The organism is Bacillus daqingensis (assembly GCF_042654445.1).
Taxonomy (GTDB): Bacteria; Bacillota; Bacilli; order Bacillales; family Salisediminibacteriaceae; genus Alkalicoccus; species Alkalicoccus luteus.
Genome location: NZ_JBHSGK010000005.1, coordinates 131,072 through 148,216 on the forward strand (window position 1 = coordinate 131,072; position 17,145 = coordinate 148,216).

The 17,145-nt window shown below is 52.6% G+C and carries 18 protein-coding genes; 8 read left to right on the forward strand and 10 right to left on the reverse strand.

Features of this window, described 5'->3' with window-relative positions; genetic code table 11:
• Positions 1-75 precede the first annotated feature (75 nt).
• From ACFO4L_RS06995 to ACFO4L_RS07010, 4 genes are read left to right on the forward strand one after another with little or no spacing between them, the layout of a single operon-like run.
• Positions 76-657: a DedA family protein gene (locus ACFO4L_RS06995; protein ID WP_377908979.1), complete on the forward strand. Its 582-nt coding sequence runs from the start codon at positions 76-78 to the stop codon at positions 655-657.
• 56 nt (positions 658-713) lie between these two features.
• A complete protein-coding gene (locus ACFO4L_RS07000) occupies positions 714-959 on the forward strand; it encodes a glutaredoxin family protein (protein ID WP_377908980.1) in 246 nt (81 codons plus the stop codon).
• Positions 956-1,381 carry a WapI family immunity protein gene (locus tag ACFO4L_RS07005; RefSeq protein ID WP_377908981.1) on the forward strand — a complete coding sequence of 142 codons (426 nt, stop codon included), beginning with the start codon at positions 956-958 and terminating at the stop codon, positions 1,379-1,381. Before ACFO4L_RS07000 ends, ACFO4L_RS07005 begins: the two co-directional genes overlap by 4 nt.
• Positions 1,371-2,114, forward strand: coding sequence for a VOC family protein (locus ACFO4L_RS07010; protein WP_377908982.1), 744 nt, complete (start codon positions 1,371-1,373; stop codon positions 2,112-2,114). The genes ACFO4L_RS07005 and ACFO4L_RS07010 overlap by 11 nt, the downstream gene beginning before the upstream one ends.
• An 86-nt stretch (positions 2,115-2,200) precedes the next feature.
• Here the strand turns inward: ACFO4L_RS07010 and ACFO4L_RS07015 are convergent, their stop codons facing one another.
• A complete protein-coding gene (locus tag ACFO4L_RS07015; protein ID WP_377909159.1) occupies positions 2,201-2,650 on the reverse strand; it encodes an Lrp/AsnC family transcriptional regulator in 450 nt (149 codons plus the stop codon).
• Positions 2,651-2,806: 156 nt separating this feature from the next.
• Between ACFO4L_RS07015 and ACFO4L_RS07020 the strand changes: the two genes are divergently transcribed.
• Positions 2,807-3,403, forward strand: a complete 597-nt coding sequence (locus ACFO4L_RS07020) for a hypothetical protein (RefSeq protein WP_377908983.1) — start codon at positions 2,807-2,809, stop codon at positions 3,401-3,403.
• 46 nt (positions 3,404-3,449) lie between these two features.
• Here the strand turns inward: ACFO4L_RS07020 and mgtE are convergent, their stop codons facing one another.
• The 6 genes from mgtE to ACFO4L_RS07050 form a co-directional block, all read right to left on the reverse strand.
• Positions 3,450-4,808 (reverse strand): magnesium transporter, encoded by a 1,359-nt coding sequence (gene mgtE / locus ACFO4L_RS07025; protein ID WP_377908984.1) that lies wholly within the window; start codon positions 4,806-4,808, stop codon positions 3,450-3,452.
• Positions 4,809-4,936: 128 nt separating this feature from the next.
• A complete protein-coding gene (locus ACFO4L_RS07030; RefSeq protein WP_377908985.1) occupies positions 4,937-5,650 on the reverse strand; it encodes a FadR/GntR family transcriptional regulator in 714 nt (237 codons plus the stop codon).
• A 94-nt stretch (positions 5,651-5,744) separates the two neighbouring features.
• Positions 5,745-6,446, reverse strand: a complete 702-nt coding sequence (locus ACFO4L_RS07035) for a LutC/YkgG family protein (protein ID WP_377908986.1) — start codon at positions 6,444-6,446, stop codon at positions 5,745-5,747.
• Positions 6,430-7,857, reverse strand: coding sequence for a LutB/LldF family L-lactate oxidation iron-sulfur protein (locus tag ACFO4L_RS07040; protein ID WP_377908987.1), 1,428 nt, complete (start codon positions 7,855-7,857; stop codon positions 6,430-6,432). Before ACFO4L_RS07040 ends, ACFO4L_RS07035 begins: the two co-directional genes overlap by 17 nt.
• Positions 7,854-8,588, reverse strand: coding sequence for a (Fe-S)-binding protein (locus tag ACFO4L_RS07045; protein WP_377908988.1), 735 nt, complete (start codon positions 8,586-8,588; stop codon positions 7,854-7,856). Before ACFO4L_RS07045 ends, ACFO4L_RS07040 begins: the two co-directional genes overlap by 4 nt.
• A gap of 18 nt (positions 8,589-8,606) precedes the next feature.
• A complete protein-coding gene (locus ACFO4L_RS07050; protein WP_377908989.1) occupies positions 8,607-10,355 on the reverse strand; it encodes an L-lactate permease in 1,749 nt (582 codons plus the stop codon).
• A gap of 263 nt (positions 10,356-10,618) precedes the next feature.
• Between ACFO4L_RS07050 and ACFO4L_RS07055 the strand changes: the two genes are divergently transcribed.
• On the forward strand, positions 10,619-11,317 hold the full coding sequence (locus tag ACFO4L_RS07055; protein ID WP_168007146.1) for a Na-translocating system protein MpsC family protein: 699 nt from the start codon (positions 10,619-10,621) through the stop codon (positions 11,315-11,317).
• Between the two features lie 52 nt (positions 11,318-11,369).
• On the opposite strand, the gene ACFO4L_RS07060 is transcribed toward ACFO4L_RS07055, so the two are convergent.
• Positions 11,370-11,564 carry a hypothetical protein gene (locus ACFO4L_RS07060; protein ID WP_168007144.1) on the reverse strand — a complete coding sequence of 65 codons (195 nt, stop codon included), beginning with the start codon at positions 11,562-11,564 and terminating at the stop codon, positions 11,370-11,372.
• Between the two features lie 338 nt (positions 11,565-11,902).
• On the opposite strand from ACFO4L_RS07060, the gene ACFO4L_RS07065 reads away from it, so the two are divergent.
• Positions 11,903-12,922 carry a zinc-binding alcohol dehydrogenase family protein gene (locus ACFO4L_RS07065; RefSeq protein WP_377909160.1) on the forward strand — a complete coding sequence of 340 codons (1,020 nt, stop codon included), beginning with the start codon at positions 11,903-11,905 and terminating at the stop codon, positions 12,920-12,922.
• 51 nt (positions 12,923-12,973) lie between these two features.
• Here the strand turns inward: ACFO4L_RS07065 and ACFO4L_RS07070 are convergent, their stop codons facing one another.
• Positions 12,974-13,723, reverse strand: a complete 750-nt coding sequence (locus ACFO4L_RS07070) for a GTP pyrophosphokinase (RefSeq protein WP_377908990.1) — start codon at positions 13,721-13,723, stop codon at positions 12,974-12,976.
• A 257-nt stretch (positions 13,724-13,980) separates the two neighbouring features.
• Here ACFO4L_RS07070 and ACFO4L_RS07075 point away from each other — a divergent pair, with 257 nt between their 5' ends.
• On the forward strand, positions 13,981-15,513 hold the full coding sequence (locus ACFO4L_RS07075) for an esterase/lipase family protein (RefSeq protein ID WP_377908991.1): 1,533 nt from the start codon (positions 13,981-13,983) through the stop codon (positions 15,511-15,513).
• 73 nt (positions 15,514-15,586) lie between these two features.
• Here the strand turns inward: ACFO4L_RS07075 and ACFO4L_RS07080 are convergent, their stop codons facing one another.
• Entirely contained in the window at positions 15,587-16,939 is a 1,353-nt protein-coding gene (locus tag ACFO4L_RS07080) for an FAD-dependent oxidoreductase (protein ID WP_377908992.1), read from the reverse strand.
• Between the last annotated feature and the right edge of the window lie 206 nt (positions 16,940-17,145).

Genomic DNA, 17,145 nt, shown 5'->3' on the forward strand with positions numbered 1-17,145 from the left:
TTTAGCAGAAGCGGCTTTTTCTCTCGTCATCGAGGGTACATAATAGAAAGAGACAGACGATGGAGGAACGTGCCAATGATTGACATGATACTGACAACTTTGCGCGAGCTGGGATGGATGGGCCTCTTTATCGGCGTGGCGGTTGAAGCCTTATCGATTCCCTTTCCAGCAGCAATTATTTTTTTGCTCTATGGTTATTTGATAGACCCGACCGGAATGGATCTCGTCTGGCTGAGCCTGGCTTCTGCCGCGATTTATACAGCCGTGGCGTTTTTGCCGTACGCCCTTTCCGTCAAATTTAAGTATGTTGTAGAACGGCGCATCCGCACCGGCCGAGCCCAGCGGATGGTCCGTTTCATGCAGAAATACCGAGGCTGGACGATTGCCGCCGGGCGGGTGCTCGGGATGGGGTATATCGTTTATGTAGCCGCATTTTGCCGCATCAGCCCGGCAAGATACGGCATCTTTACGTTTATCGGCGTGCTGCCGGTTGCATTTCTCATGCTGTACTTAGGCGGGCTCGGCAATGTAGAAGCCGTTTACGCGGCTTTTCAGCAGGTGCAGTACGTCATCACTGCCGTGATTGTTCTGGCGATTGGCGGCTATGTGTACTATCGGATCCGCCAGCGGAAAAAACATCATAAGCGCCAGCTCTAGCAGCTGGCAGAAAGTTTTAGTAGACTGAAGAAAAGAGAAAACAGGAGGATGACAGCATGGCAGACGTAATCGTTTATTCTGCGCCGGACTGCGTAGAATGTTCTTTTGTAAAACAGATGCTCGATCGAAAAGGCGTTTCCTATGAAGTAAGAGATATTATGGCGGAGAAAGCCTACCGCGAAGAAGTGCAGGAGCTCGGACTGCTCGGGGTTCCGGTGACCGTTTATGAAGGCGAAGCAGTCAAGGGCATGAATCCGGAGCTGGAGGCGCTCGTCAATCGTGCAGCAGGCGAACGAACGTGACTGTATCTATCGAAGCCGCAGGGGCAAACGGGTTCCTGCGGCTTCACGTCATTAGACGTACTTATCCGACAGCCGCCTTTGCGGAAGACCGGGACTGGCTGACGGCGGACGTCACGCTCACTGCAGACGGCCGGTCGGCTCGATTGACCGATACCGTGCTGCAAAGCGGCGAGCTCGCCGTATGGGCAAGGCAGCTTGAAAGCTCGAACAAGATGCTCGTCCTCAGCAGTGCAGAGCCGATCGTCGAGCTCGTTATCGATCGCAAGGCAGGAACCTGTCTCGTACAGCTCGATCTTGTACCGGGAGAGAAAGAGCCGGTACGCGCCGTGCTGAAAGAGTTGGATCTACAAACGCTGCTGCAGCATTTACGTGCGGCCCTGCTCGTTTATCCGCCGCAGAAGGAGGAAGCAGATGAAGCTTGAGTGGGATCATGTTGTCCACTACGTGAATGATCCGGAGCAGGCGGCCGAGCAGTGCCGCAGCGCCGGTCTTACCGTGAAAGCGGGAGGGTCTCATGAGAAGTGGGGCACCTGGAACCGGCTGCTCTATGCGGACCTCACGTACATGGAGTTTATTGGCATTGAAAACGAATCCATTGTCAGAGAGCCGGAGGAGCGGAACCTTATTTCGCTCGATTCCTTAAAGCATTTACCGGACGACGAAGTCATGAGCCGGATCGCACTGCGGACGAACGATCTCGATCAGGCTCTGGAGCAGCTTCGTGACAACGGCATCGAGGCCTCGATCAAATCCGGGGAGCGCCGTACAGCGGATGGCACGCTGCTGACGTGGCGCATGCTGCCGATCGAAGGAGAAACAGCCGGTGTGCCTTATCCGTTTTTAATGGAATGGGGCGACGACGAAAAAGCACGCAGACGTATGCTCCATCAGCTCGGGGCACTCACGCACGAGGCTGGTGATCTCACGGCTGTCGGGGCCGTCTGGGAAACACCTGACCCGGAGAACGTTGCTTCGGAATGGAGCCGGCTGTTTGGCTTCCGGCAGGATGGGACCGACCTCTGGCTGAATGACTGCCGGCTCTCCTTTCATAAAGGAGAGCATGCGGGATTGAAAGAAGTAAAGCTGACTTCAGCTGGCTCAAAGCTTGCCGGCCGCACGCTGACGATTGGAAGCGGGCGCTACGTTTTCGACTAACCAGAAGCTGCTGGCCGGAGAGTGGATCCGCCTGGTCGTTCAGCATAAAAAAAGCCGCCCCTGCATGTGCAGGGGCGGCTCTCGGGCTACAGCTTCATGCCGGTACGGCTTTTAAAGCGGCGCAGCAGAATATGACTCTCTACGCGGGTAATGCCTTCAAGTGCATAAAGCTCTTCGTTAATAAAATGCTCCAGCTGAATGAAATCTTCAACAAGCACGTGCATGTGCAGCGTGCTGGGACCGGTCATCTGGTAGCAGCTGGCGACCTTTGGGTTTTCGGCGAGCGTTTCCGCTACCTGGACAAGTGCAGTCGGCTCGCAGTCGACTTCAAAGAAAGCGGAGACGCCTTTGCCTACTTTTTCCGAGTTGATAACGACGCTGAATTTTTCAATAATGCCTTCATCCTGCAGCATCTGCATCCTCTCGCGGACGGAAACACGCGACATACCGACTTCCTTTGCCAGATCGACGTAGGACATACGGCCGTGTTCGCTGAGAATATTGAGCATTTGAATATCTGTTTTGGTTAGTTTCATGGACATCGCCTCGCTCTTCATCAGAATAGGTATTTCTATCGTACCACTCTCCACGGTTCAGCACACCTATTTTCACGTTAATTGGAAAAATCATGAAACCATCCGAAGGCCGGTGCGTATGATAAGTACATGTATACCGAGAGAGGGGGAGAGCTGATGAAGCTGTTTGATAAAATGGATCACGATGACGTCGATAAAGTGGTAATCGTCACAGCGATCATCACGACGATTTGCGCAGTCATTCTTCCGGTCGTGATTCTGCCGATCGTGCAGGGAACCGTGCTGTTTGACCGGGGCAACTGGTTTGTGAATCATACGGGTGCGGCCTACCTTGTCGTGACAGGAGCATTTCTCATTGTCACAGCGGTGTCGCTTTTATATTTTTTTACAAAACGGTACTGGATCAACAAGCATCCGATCGTACCGGCGCTGATTGTCTTTTTCCTCATGCTGCTCTCGTTTCCGGCGGGCTGGGTTGGGGCGATGAACTACTATTACTTCACCGACGACGGCTTTACAGTCAATGAAATGCTGGCCACGGAAGAAACGTTTTACGCGTGGGAGGACGTCGAGCTGCTTGCACTGACGATCACCGATGATGAGACAAGTGCGGCGTATGATAAGATCGAGCTTACGTTTGAGAACGGTGACCGGTTCGAATTCGATGCGAGCGACCCGAATTTCCTCAACCACCGTCGCAATATCATGCAGATGGTGGAAGCACACGGCGGAGAAGTGGACCGCGGCAGATAGACAAAAAACGCCTGTTCCGAACGTGCGATTCGGAGCAGGCGTTTCGTTATGAGAGATTAATTAAAAACGTTGTCGCGATGCCGAAGTAAATCAGCAGCGATAAAATATCGTTGATCGTCGTGATAAGCGGACCGGAAGCGATGGCCGGGTCGACGTTCAGCTTATACAGAATAAGCGGAATGATCGTTCCGGCAAGCGTGCCGATAATCAGTGTCAGCAGAAGGGACGAGCCGACGACAAGTCCGAGCTGCAGATCTCCTTGCCAAAAGAAGGCGACGAAGGTGATCAGAATACCGCACGTAATACCAATTAAAATACCGACCCAGAACTCACGCAATATGAGCTGTGCGGTCTGTTTAAAGGTTAAATCCTCCTGCACAAGCCCGCGGACGACGACAGCGAGCGACTGGGTGCCGGTGTTTCCGGTCATCCCGGCGATCATGGGCATGAAAAAGGCAAGCGCCACCACTGCATCGAGTGTCCCTTCAAATCCGCTGATAATACCCCCGGAAACAAGTCCCACAAACAGAAGAATGATCAGCCATGGGAGACGCCTGTAGGCAGCGACGAGCGGCTTCGTCGAAAAATCAATGTCCTTACCGGATGCTGAGAGTCGCTCAATGTCTTCATTCGCTTCCTGAATCACGACGTCGATAATGTCGTCGACGGTAATCACGCCAGCGAGCGTGTTGTCTTCTTTCACGACGGGAAGGGAGACGAAGTCGTAGCGGCTGATCAGCTTCGCGGCTTCTTCCTGGTCCTCCGTTACCTCTACTTTCACCACGCGTCCGTACATGACATCTTCAATTTTTTCATCTGCTTCCGCAAGCAGCAGGTCGCGATAGGAAACCACGCCCACGAGCTTGCGCTCCTCGTCGATGACGTACAGGTAGTTTAAGTATTCAGCGAGCTCGGCGAATTCCTTCAGCTTATCAACGGCTTCGCCGATCGTATAATGCTTTTTGATCCAGACGAAGCGGTTGTTCATGAGCCGTCCAGCCGTTTCCGGCGGATAGTTCATAATATCCTGTACCATCTGTGATTCTTCCCGCTTCATATCCCCGAGAAGCTCCTTCATCTTTTCTGGCTCAAGATCTGTCAGAAAAGAGGCGAGCTCATCGTTTTCCATGAGGTCGAGAACTTTCGTAGACCGCTTGGCGCCGAGGCGGTCGAGTACGTCGAGCTGGTCATCCTGATCGAGCTCGCCCATGAGGTCGGTCAATTCCTCAATCGTCATGTAGGCTAAAAATTTATAGCGGTGCTTCTCCGGAATTTCTTTGTACTGCCACGCCATATCGTATGGCTGCAGTTCTTCCATCAGTTCCTGGAATGCTTTGCGGCGGCCTTCTTTCAGCGTTTGAATGACGGCGAGCGTCAGTTCGTTTTCGGTCATGGTGATCGGCATGGCGTTCCCTCCGTTCCTGCTGCTGTTTCTATCATCCCATACCACTTGCGAAAAGAGAATAGGGCAGGGGCTGTTTCACGTGAAACACTTACAAATCATCACCTTTTTTCGAATAAAGGCAGCGGCCGTCAGGACTGGCTGATACCGTCGATAATCGCCTTTTCGACGTTGGAAAGGTGGGTGAGCATCGCTTGTCTTGCTGCGTCTGCGCTGCCGGATTGAATCGCCTCATAAATCACCACATGCTCTTCATACAGCCGCGTGAGTGTTTTTTTTTCAGAGAAGAGCCAGACGCGCCGCGCTTCGTACATCGTGCGCCGCAGCGTATCGGCTAGCTGTTCCATCATGCTGTACAGCGTTTTATTGCCGGCAGCCGCCGCAACGGCTAGATGAAAAGCAACATCGGACGCTTCGCCTACATCTTCCCCGGAAGCTGCGGCCATCTCGTCTAGCGCCTCCTGCATGACGCGCAGGTGTTCGTCGTTTCGCTTCTCGGCAGCAAGCTCCGCGGCCCCGGCTTCCATCAGCTTGCGAACCTCAAAGAGCTCGAGCATCTCCTGTCTGGAAATCACCCGCTCCGATTTAAGTGGATCCGACATGCTGGAAAAGTCATAGTCGTTCACAAACGTTCCTTCGCCCTGGCGGATCGTCACTACACCGACGGCACGCAGTGCGCTTAACGCCTCACGCACAGCAGAGCGGCTCACTTGAAACTCGTCGGCAAGGTGGACGACGGAATGAAGCTTTTCACCGGGTTTTAGTTCCCCGGAGCGGATTTGTTCTTCTATTTGTTCGCGCACAATTTCGGAAATCTTTTTGTTTTTGATCTGCTTAAAGCTCATAGCGGCAGTCTCCTTCTTTTAGCTGACGGTCTTTTCAAAACATACCATTCCAACCGGCAGGATTCAATTCCGGCAGCAAAAAGACGCCCGGGGTTCAGGCGTCTTCGATAATGATATAGTGGGCGCTGATGGGCCCGTGAACACCAACGATCAGCCTCATTTCGATATCGGCTGAGTTGCTGGGGCCGGAAATGAAGTTGACGCAAGACGGCACAGTCCCGTCTTCTTTGCAGCGTTTGTGAATTTCAGAGGCCGCCTGGGTCATGCGGGGTACGATCGTAGAGCGTGGAATCAGAGCGATATGCACCTCCGGCAGCAGGCTGACGGCACGACCTTTTCCTGGCGCGCTGAACAGCACAACTGTGCCGGACTCGGCGAGGGTGATGTCAGAGAAGGTGACACCGATTTTCGCACGCTCGGCAAATCGTGTCATCTCTTCGCGGTTTTCATCCGTCCACGCTCTGCTTTCTTCGAGAGAATCCATCACGTGATCAACCCCGAAATCCGCAAAACGCTCATCTGACCAGTATACGGCAGGGGAGGAGCCGAACCGCTCCAGGGCTGAAGCAAGCACGTCCGGAAGATCTGCCTTTTGCGTTGTGTCGACAGACGTGTGAATCGCATCGCACTGCCGGATGAGGATCTCCTGCAATTCTGCCGGAGAAGCTCCTGCGAAGACCTCATGCTGAGGCTGTTTGGTCCAGACAGGAGGGTTCACGCCTTCTGTGCGTCGGCTTCGTCCGAGACGATCGGCGATGTTGGCTAAAAACGTATCCTGATTATGAATCGTTCCCACGGTGTTTCCTCCTTTCCCGCTCCTCAAACCAGTCGCGGAACCGGTCTTCTTTTTGCGACGGTAGTGTGCGGATCTGCGTCCAAAGCTTCACAGGACCGGGACCGCTTTCCTTGGTACTGAATTTATCGACGAAAGGTCCTGCTGATTTTCCTCCCAGCTGAAACAGTTTCGGATGGCTTGCTGCGTAGGCGAATCCCTGCATAGCCAGTTTTTCTCCAAAGCTGGAACCGCCTTCTTGCTCGACGATATCCTTACGGTGCTCAATTAACAGCTCGTGCAGCGGAATTTTAACCGGGCAGGCATCCGTGCAGGCAGCGCAGAGCGACGAGGCAAACGGCAGCTCTTTGTTGTTCTCATAGCCTTCCAGAAGGGGAGTGAGCACTGCTCCGATCGGACCCGGGTAAATCGAGCCGTAGGAGTGGCCGCCAACATGCCGGTAAACCGGGCAGACGTTAATGCAGGCCGCACAGCGAATACACTGCAGTGCGCTCTGATATTTCGTTCCGAGAATCTTGGAGCGCCCGTTGTCGACGATGACGATATGAAACTCCTCCGGCGCGTGCTCATCCGTTGCTTCCGATGGCGTAAGTCCGGTGACATAGCTCGTCAGTTTCTGACCGACGGCGCTCCGGCATAGCATGCTGACAAGTACGTCAAGCTCCTCCCATGTCGGAACGATCCGCTCCATACCCATGACGCTGATCTGCGTTTTTGGAAGCGCGGTCACCATGCGGGCATTTCCTTCATTTGTAACGAGCGAGACGGAGCCCGACTCGGCAACTGCAAAGTTGCAGCCGGTGATGCCGACGTCAGCGCTTAAAAAGTCCTGGCGCAGCTGCTCGCGGGCAAACAGTCCGAGCTCCTGCGGGTCGGACGATTTATCGTACGCGCGTTTTTCGTGGAACGTTTCACGGATCTGTTCTTTATTTTTATGAAGGGCCGGGACGACAATATGCGACGGCGGATCGTGATCGTCAAGCTGCAGAATCCATTCGCCGAGGTCAGACTCAATCACCTCGCAGCCGATATCGCGAATGGCCTCGTTCATGCCAATTTCTTCCGTTACCATCGACTTTGCCTTCACGACCTTTTTCGCTTCCTTGCGTTGAATCACCGACTGAATATAGTCATTTGCTTCCTCCTTCGTTTCGGCGAAAAAAACGTGGCCGCCCTGGGCGGAGGCATTTTCAGCAAACTGCTGTAAATAGAAGTCTAGGTTATCGAGTGTATGCTGGCGGATCTCCTCTGCATGATCGCGCCAGTCCTCCCACGTGCCGAGTTCAGCAGTAGAAGCAGCCTTTCGTCCTTCCAGTCGATCCTGAGCACCGGAGACCGCGGAGCGCATGAAAGTGTTTTCGATTCCTTTGCCGACCCGGTCAAAAAACGGATCGTTGCTGATACGGATACTCATGAAACCGTCTCCTCTCTGCTGTTTAAAATCTCTGCGATGTGACGGACTTCCACAGGTTTGCCGGTCCGTTCGATACGGCCCCCGATGTTCATCAGGCAGCCAAGATCCGAGCCGACGAGGCAGGCCGCCCCGGTTTCTTCAATGTGCTGGACCTTTTCATCGACCATCTGCTCGGAAATTGGCATCATTTTTACTGAAAATGTACCACCGAATCCGCAGCAGTGTTCCTTATGAGGAAGCTCGGTCAGCGTCAGTCCGGATACATGTTTCAGCAGCCGGTAGGGTGCTTCTGTCACGCCGAGAAGGCGCGTCATATGGCAGGATGAGTGGTAGGTGACGCTTCCATGAAACGTGGCGCCGACGTCCTCTATTTCCAGCACATCGACGATGAACTGGGTGAGCTCAAACGTTTTGGCAGCGAGCTTTTCCGCTTTCTCTCTCCAAACGTCGTCCTCAGCAAACAGCTTCGGATACTCGTGAATCATCGTTGCGCACGAGCCGGATGGGGTGACGACCCATTCTTCCTCTTCAAATGTCGTAATCATATGACGGGCCACTGTCTGCGCCTCTTTGTGAAAGCCACTGTTAAAGGCAGGCTGACCGCAGCACGTCTGTTTCTTTGGAAAGGAGACGTTACAGCCGAGCCGCTCGAGCAGTTCAACCGTACTCCGTCCGACAGATGAAGGATAGACAGCATCAGCAAGGCAGGTAATGAAAAGCGATACGTTCATAAATAGTCCTCCTGAAAGTTAAGCAGATTTGGAAACCGCCTCCTGTTCGCTCACCGGCCGTGAACCGCGGTAGATTGCATAGGCGAGCCCGGAAATAACAAGTATGAGGAGCAGGCTTCCAATGTTTAAACCAAATCCATAAAACCAGACGGAGCCGAGTGCTCCGGCAAATACGAGATAGTACGTCGTTGGAATGAGCGTCTTGCGGATCAGCAGCCCCTCTTTGCCGGTTAGTCCGGCAGCGGCGCTTGCCGCGACGACGTTATGGACGCAAATCATGTTCCCGGCGGCACCGCCGATCGCCTGCAGTGCAACCGTCGTTGTGCCGGTGACGCCTATCAGCTCAGCCGTCTCATATTGAAAGCCGGAAAACATCATGTTGCTGATCGTGTTGCTTCCTGCAATAAACGCGCCGAGGGCACCGATGACAGCGGAGACGAGCGGCCATTGGGATCCAAAGACGGATTCAGCGCCGAGTGCAAGCTGAAACGGCATCGTGCCGAACGTGTTCGCTTCGACACCAGTGTTTATAAACACCTGTACCATCGGCACCGCGAAAATCAGTGCAGCTGCAGCGCCGATGGTCGTTTTAAAGGAAAGCGAAGCAGCGCGGCCGAAGCGGGCGACGGGCATCTTATATAAAAGAACAGACAGCACAGATACGAGGATTAAAATCGCAGCCGGCAGGTAAAGCGGCTGAAACGATACGGCGATCCCCGCATTAAACGGTTCTCCAAAGCTGACAACAACACTTTGCAGCCACGCCTTCACTGGCAGAGCGTCCAGGCGGGTGACGACAAGCAGCAGGCCGACGATGATGTACGGCACCCAGGCTCGGATCATGGACACCTTCGGAACGCTGCCAACTGCTTCTGTTTTCAGCACGCCTTTCCATTCCGGATCCCAGTTCGATTCTTTCTCAAACTGCCAGTCATCCTTCGGAACGAACAGACCGCGCTTCGCAGCTGGGATGACAATCGCAAGACCGATCAGCCCGCCGAACAGCGACGGGAATTCGGGTCCCATGAAGACGGCGATCAGCATGTACGGAATCGTAAAGGAAACCCCTGCAAACAGAGCGAATTTCCATGCTCGCAGTCCTTCTGTAAACGAGCGGTTTTTTCCGAAAAACTTTGTCAGCATCGCGATCATGATCAGCGGAATAAACGATCCGATAATTGCATGCAGAATGGATACGTGCTGCGTAATTTCCATAAGCGTTGCCGTGCTGAAGCCTGCTGTGTTCTGGAGACCGTCGTTGATGCCGACGAGGACCGGTGTTCCGATCGCGCCGAAAGTCACCGGTGTAGACTGGATCGTAAGGGCAACCATGACGGCCGCCATCGCAGGAAAACCGATGGCTACGAGCAGCGGAGCCGCAATAGCAGCAGGCGTTCCAAAACCGGAAGCCCCTTCGATAAAGGAACCAAACAGCCAGCAGATAATAATCGCCTGAACACGACGGTCCGGAGAGATGTCCGTAAAGCCGCGGCGGATCGTATCAAGTGCTCCGCCTTCCCGCAGCGTGTTCAGCAAAAGCAAAGCGCCGAAAACGATAAGCAGAATCGTGAGAGCCGAAACGAGTCCGTTAACGATCGCGCCGCCGATTTGATTAGCCGGTACGTTCCAGAAGATCATTGCTGCCGCAATGGTGATCAGCAGCGACACCGGCATTGCACGGCTGGCGGGCCAGCGCAAAATAACAAGAAAAAGCAGGACAGCAAGGATCGGGGTAAGTGCAATCAGTGCCAGCATTCCAGTTCCCATTCATATTCCTCCATTCCATTGTAAAACAAGCGTTTAACACATCCAAGAAAAAACAGCTGGTCATCAAGAGAGCAGGTCATCAGATGACTGATTATGTAAGTGCTTACATTATAAGCGGATAAGGTTGCTGAATGCAACTTGTTTTTTCAGAAAATACTCATAAATGCGACTGGAAAATGAGTGCGGCAGTGCTGCCAGGAATACTAATATGGATTTACGGGTAATAGACAAACAGAAATTCATTATGAAGAGAGGAATTCAGCATGACACAGAAATCAAAATCGATGGAGGCGGAGCTGGGCAGCTACTTTTCCTCTTTGCTTCGCGAACACTTTGGCAGAGGACCAACTTCTGTTTATGTCACCATTGAGCCGCCATTTTTTACTGTTCATATACGAGGATTTCAGCCTCCGATGGAGAAGATTTTGCTGAAACGGAGAGAATATCAGCGAATTCTGGATACACGGGAAATGATGCTGTCCGAGCTTCGCAGCGATATTTGCGAAATGCTTGAGCAGACTGCCGGTGTGGAGATGAAAGAAATGTACACCGACTGGAACCTGCGCCGGGAAACCGGCCTTATTTTTGGAGAGCTAAGAGGGATACGGGCTGAAGATCAGGAGTGGAAATCCCCTGTTGAAGTGAATGACCGGGCGCTGCTTCGAGAATTAGTCCGTGCGAGCGAGATGGCAGAGAAAGAGCCGGGAGAAACGCAAATTTACTGGCTGAATGAACGGACCGTCCTCTGCCGGCGCAAAAAAATTCTTGTTGAAGTCGAAAAGGAACTGATCCGTCACGGCATGCTCCGTGAACTAAAGCAGGCGAAGCGGCCGCTGGAACACCGGATGCTTCAGGAGGTAGACTTGGAAAGTGCTGTGGGAAAGCCGGTGCTTGATCATTTCGTTTCCTGGGATTTCTATACCGATAAGGGGTACATCGTGCTGGTTATGGATGCCCAGTGAACAAGCAAAAAGCCGTTCCTGAATAGAGGAACGGCTTACGTTATGGGTTTACTTATTTTCCAACAAGGGTAAAGGCTTCACAGTGCGAACACTTATGATAAGCCATGTCGCGAACGAGACGGTCGATTTGTTCGCTGCTGTTTGTAAACTCCCGCTGATCTGCGGGTGTTTCGTTAAATCCACATTTGTCACCTGCGCATAGTACACGGTGAACTCGTTTTTGTTTGTGATCGATGAAAAATGTCACGCTAATACCACCTTTCTAGTCGAAAGCGGACAGAAAAAAAGCCGAAAAGACGTACCTCTGGCGGGTTCGTCTCTTCGGCTTTGCGAAAACAGCACTATTGTCTGTCACAGATTGCCAAAATATGATCGCTCCGGCTGTTACACGGAACGGTTGTCTAATAAGGGAGTACAGCAGGTTCTAACGGAAACACTATTGTTTTCCGAGTAATGCCCATGATACGCACCTTTCTGGTATATGTCAAACAGATCTTTGTATAAGCATACAAAGTCCCGCCATGGCAGGGTACAGACTCGTTCAAATGATAATCATATGATGAAGGAGAGAAGACGATGACGACGATGAGAGCAGTTGGACTTTATGAATACCTTCCGGCTGAGGATGAGAACAGCCTGCAAAATGTAACGGTGGAACGGCCAACGCCGAAGCCGCACGATATTGTGGTGCAAGTAAAAGCTGTTTCGCTTAATCCGGTTGATACGAAAATCCGGGCGCCAAAAGACGGTAAAGAAGAGGAGCCCAAAATTCTTGGCTGGGACGCAGCCGGGATTGTTGTTGAAACCGGAGCAGAGGTGACACTGTTCCAGGAGGGCGATGAGGTTTATTACGCCGGCTCGGTCGGCAGACAGGGAGCTAACAGTGAATACCATGCAGTCGATGAACGAATAGCGGCCAAAAAGCCTTCATCGCTCGATTTTGCAGAAGCAGCTGCGATGCCGCTGACCGCGATCACCGCCTGGGAAGGCATGTTTGACCGGCTTGGCATCGCTCAGGCAGCTGAGAAAAATGAAGGGAAATCGATTCTGATTATCGGTGCTGCTGGCGGTGTCGGGTCGATTGCGCTGCAGCTGGCAGCACAGGCAGGGCTGCACGTCATCGGGACAGCCTCGAGGAAGGAAACAACGGACTGGGCCCGTGAGATGGGAGCGGACACGATCATCAACCACCACGACGATTTCAGGCCGCAGCTGGAGCAGGAAGGCATTCATGAAGTTGACTATATTTTCTGCCTGAACGCAACCGACACACACTGGGATAAAATGGCGGATGTCGTTAAGCCGCAGGGCATGATCTGCTCCATTGTCGAAACCGGGGAAAAGCTCGACCTCGGATTATTAAAACAGAAAAGCGCAGGTTTCATCTGGGAATTCATGTTTACACGCGCGCTGTTTGAGACAGAGGATATGATCGAACAGCACCGGCTGCTGGAAGAAGTCTCATCCAGGCTGGATGCCGGAACGCTGAAAACAACGATTACCGAGCGCCGCCGCGGGCTGGATGCGTCCGTGTTCAGGGAAGCTCATCAAAAACTGGAATCCGGCACCATGATCGGCAAGCTTGTTATCGAATTCACAGATTAAACGTAAAGGCTGCACCGGTGTAAAAACCGATGCAGCCTTCATTTATGCTGTTTACTTCAGCGTTTCGTCGTCGTCCTGCTTTAAAAACGCTTCAGGGAGACGCAGGCGGTTATCCTTTAAAATAAGCTCAAACACGCCTTCAGGATCTTCTTCCTTGTCCTTCAGCTCTTTCATTTCCAAATGAAGCTTCTCCATCTTCCGGTCAAGCGCTGCGGCAGAATCGGCGGCCTCTTTCAGCTCCGCGCGAAGTCTCGCCGGAACGTCCCGATCGTACTTATAAAAAATCTTATGCTCGAGGCTTGCCCAGAAATCCATGGCGATCGTGCGGATCTGAATTTCCACACAAACGTGCTCTACCCGGTCGGACATGAAGACAGGGATGCGTACGAGCAGATGCAGGCTCTGGTAACCGCTTTTTTTCGGCTCTTTGATGTAGTCCCGTACTTCAAGCACGTCGAGATCCTTCTGCTGCTGGAGCATGCGGCTGATTTCGTAAATATCTGACTGGAACGAACAGATGACACGCACGCCTGCAATGTCCTGAATATTTTCTCGCATGGAGCTTAAGTTAATCGGCAGGTGTTTCCGGTGCAGCTTCTCGACGATGCTCTCCGGACTTTTCAGGCGGGAATTCACGTGTTCAATGGGATTATAGTCGTTCATGTAGTGAAATTCCTGCTGCAGAATTTCGATTTTCGTAACAATCTCATCCAAGGCAAACTGATACGTCATCATAAAACGCGTTAGTTCTTCTTTCATTCGCTTCAGCTGGTGCAAATTCAGTGATGGTACTTCGGCCATAAGCTGACCCCTCCTTTGCGTACTACTTCTATTATAAAACAGAAAAAGGGCTGTAAATGTGGAACTTTTGTGAAATGAATCACAAAGTAGTTCTACGAAGGTCACGGATTTTCTGGTGAACAGGAAGGTCTTTCCTGTGAACATCTTGAAAGAGAAGGAAGTACGGCAGGGAAGAGAAGCTGAACCTCGAACTCTGAGAGAGCCGAAAGGCAAATACGGGCGGGTAATCCGCCTCCAATGAGGGAAAGGATGAGAAGATGCGTATCTTACTGCTGGTTCTTGCTGTGATGCTGCTCATGCCGATTCAGACTGTTTCTGCCGGAGAATTCAAGGGAGGCGGTGGTGACTTGACACCGGGGACCATTACATACGGCGACCCGCCGGCCCAGGTGGATCCGGCGAAGCCTGTGCTCGTATTTGTGCAAGGACTGACGAACGATTCCACGACCTGGTATGACGGAAATTCGATGTACGATACTGCCAGAGAGGCCGGCTATGAGACCGTATTTGTGGAGCTCCATGATTCTGGCGGAGAGCCGAAAAGCTATTGGGATAACGGTGCGATGCTGGCAGGTCAGCTTGATGACATTTCCGCGCATTTTAACGGGAAAGAGATCGTAGTGGTCGGCTACAGCAAGGGCGGTGTCGATACCCAGGTAGCACTGATTCATGAAGGAAGGCATTCGCTCGTCTCGGACGTGATCACGATCGGATCGCCGCACGATGGATCGGAGCTCGCCGATTTAGCAAACAGCACCTCGCTCGGCTGGCTGGCTGATTTAATCGGCCAAAACAGTGAAGGAACGCAGAGTCTGCAGACAGGCGTCATGAATCATTTCCGCTCCATTACCGATTCCCGGCCGGAAGTGCAGGAAAATCGGTACTTTACTCTGGCTGGTGATCGAACCGGTCCCATTTTCAGCAGCTATTGGTTTGGGAGCGGATTCATTTCCGGTCCGAGTGACGGGGTCGTATCCGTCGAGAGCGCTACGCTTCCGTACGGAACAATGCTCGGCGTCGGAAACTGGAACCACGGTGAGGTCCATCAAGGAGAGAATGCGTTTCCATTCATACAGCACGTTCTGAGCGGTCAGGCAGGCGCTGCCTCCCTGATGGAAGCCACAGCAGATGATTCTCTGTCTACGCTTGTAAAAGGCGGGAAGCAGGAAGGCGGAGCAGAGGAAACGATCATGATTGAAGAGGAAGCGGACAGCGTTTCCTTCAGCTGGATGAGCATGGAACCGCTGGCGGAGCTTGAACTTGAAAAGCCGGATGGCTCTGTGGATGTCGTAAAGGTCGCAGCAGAAGAGGATGAAACACCGTTCTTCCAAGGTGCTTATCATCATCTTGTAGACCTGGAACAACCGTCAGCGGGAGAGTTGACGGTCCGGGCAGCGGACAACGGGTCGCAAGCTTACGGACTGGTGGCTCAATTCGAATCTGAGCTGAACGACCAGCTGCACGTGCGTGCAGAAGAAAACAACCGCTCCTTCCGGGCAGAGGCCGATTTCCCGGCCGTGAACCGGTCTGGGCGGGGAGTGATAGAGATGAACGCAGATATCCGCTTCACACCGGGTGAGCCGGGAGCAGGCCGCGCATTCGGCCAGGCGGTCAGTGAATACCGGCAGCAGGCAAGGGGACAGGCACCTGACCGGATAGCCGTCGGCGGCCGGGGGGCAGGAGTGTACAACGCAGTCGTCCGTGTCAGCGGACATGCTCCGTCCGGCACAGCATTTGAACGATCAGCTGTCCGATCGGTCTTTACCGATGAGGATGGACAGTCCTATTAACGAAAAAACCAGCACCGCGGGAGAACATTCCCGGGTGCTGGTTGTCGTTTGCATTCTTTACCGTTCGGCTCCTTTACTTGGCGTGCTCTGGCTGCGGCTGTTCGAAGGCTGCCAGGCCTGCCTTGTTCAGGAAGTTCCACGGCTGATTAAAGTGCGGCTGGAAGAAGAAGTCGACGAAGGCAAGCTCGTCTACTGTCATTCTCGTCTGCACACAGACGCTCAGCGTGTTGATCGACTGCGTCACATCTGCTTTGGAAATGACCTGCGCCCCAAGCAGACGACGGGAGTTCGGATCAAAGGTTACCTTCAGCTGCACGTCTTCAGATGTCGGCATAAATTCAGGACGGTGTTTTTCGTTAATCGTTACGCTTTTGACCTCAAGGCCCATCGCTTCCGCTGACGTTTCTGTCAGGCCGGTAGAAGCCATGTTCATCCCGAAAATGTGCAGGCCTGACGTACCCTGCGTACCGACGTGGCGCATCTGCGGCTGCATGATGTTGCGGGCGACGAGCGTTCCCATGCGCACCGCGTTCGTTGCAAGCGGAATATAAGCGTGGCCTGCTGTTGGATTGTACGGTACGGCACAACAGTCGCCAGCTGCAAAAATCGCAGGATCGCTCGTCTGCATATAATCATTCACGCGGATAGCGCCGTTATCGAGCATGTCGACTTTTCCTTTCAGTAAGCCGGTGTTCGGACGGAAGCCGACGCACATGATCACCATATCCGTTTCGACTGCACCGCCATCCGTTATAACACGCTGCACGTGCCCGTCGCCTTCAAAGCGGACAACAGATTCCCCAAGACGAAGTTCGATCTCTTTGCTGCGGAAATCATGTTCGACTATATCGGTAAATTCCTTATCTAAATATTTATTCAAGATGCGGTCAACGCCATCGATCAACGTGACCTTTTTTCCTGCCTGCTGAAAGGCCTCCACAAGCTCTACGCCAATGTAGCCTGCGCCAACAACCGTTACGTGTTCGGCTTTTTCTCCGCGCTCAATGATCGTATTCGCCTGGTTAAAGTTCTTTGCAAGTAAAATATTCTCCAAGTCAATACCGTCGATCGGCGGAGTCACTGGCCATGAACCGGTTGTCATGACAAGACGATCGTAGCTGTCCGTACGGGCCTGGCCCGTTTTCATATCGGTGACCTCCAGCTGGCGGCTCTCGGTATCGATAGTGGTGACATCGTGCTCCATGTGCACGTGCACGCCCATTGCCTTCATTTCCTCAGGAGACGAATAGAAGAGACCTTGAGGATCTTTCACTACCCCTCCAACGTACAGTGCCAGACCGCAGGACAGAAAAGAAACGTTGTCATTTCGCTCATAAACGTGAATCTCTGCTTGCGGGTACAGCTCTGCCATATTCCGAACCGCGGCCGTCCCTGCATGTGTGCTTCCAATAACAGCAATTTTCATGCTGACATACCTCCTGTTTTATCTTGCTCAATTATTCACAAAAAATCGTATACAGCTATCCTATCAGCTTCATTATCGGTCATCCAGCAACTTGCTCAAACATTCACAAGAAGAAGCAAAAAACACACAGTCTAACTTGTGAATAAGATCACAAATTAACCGTATGCTTAGTATATAACCTTTGTATTCAGGATGCAACACAAATG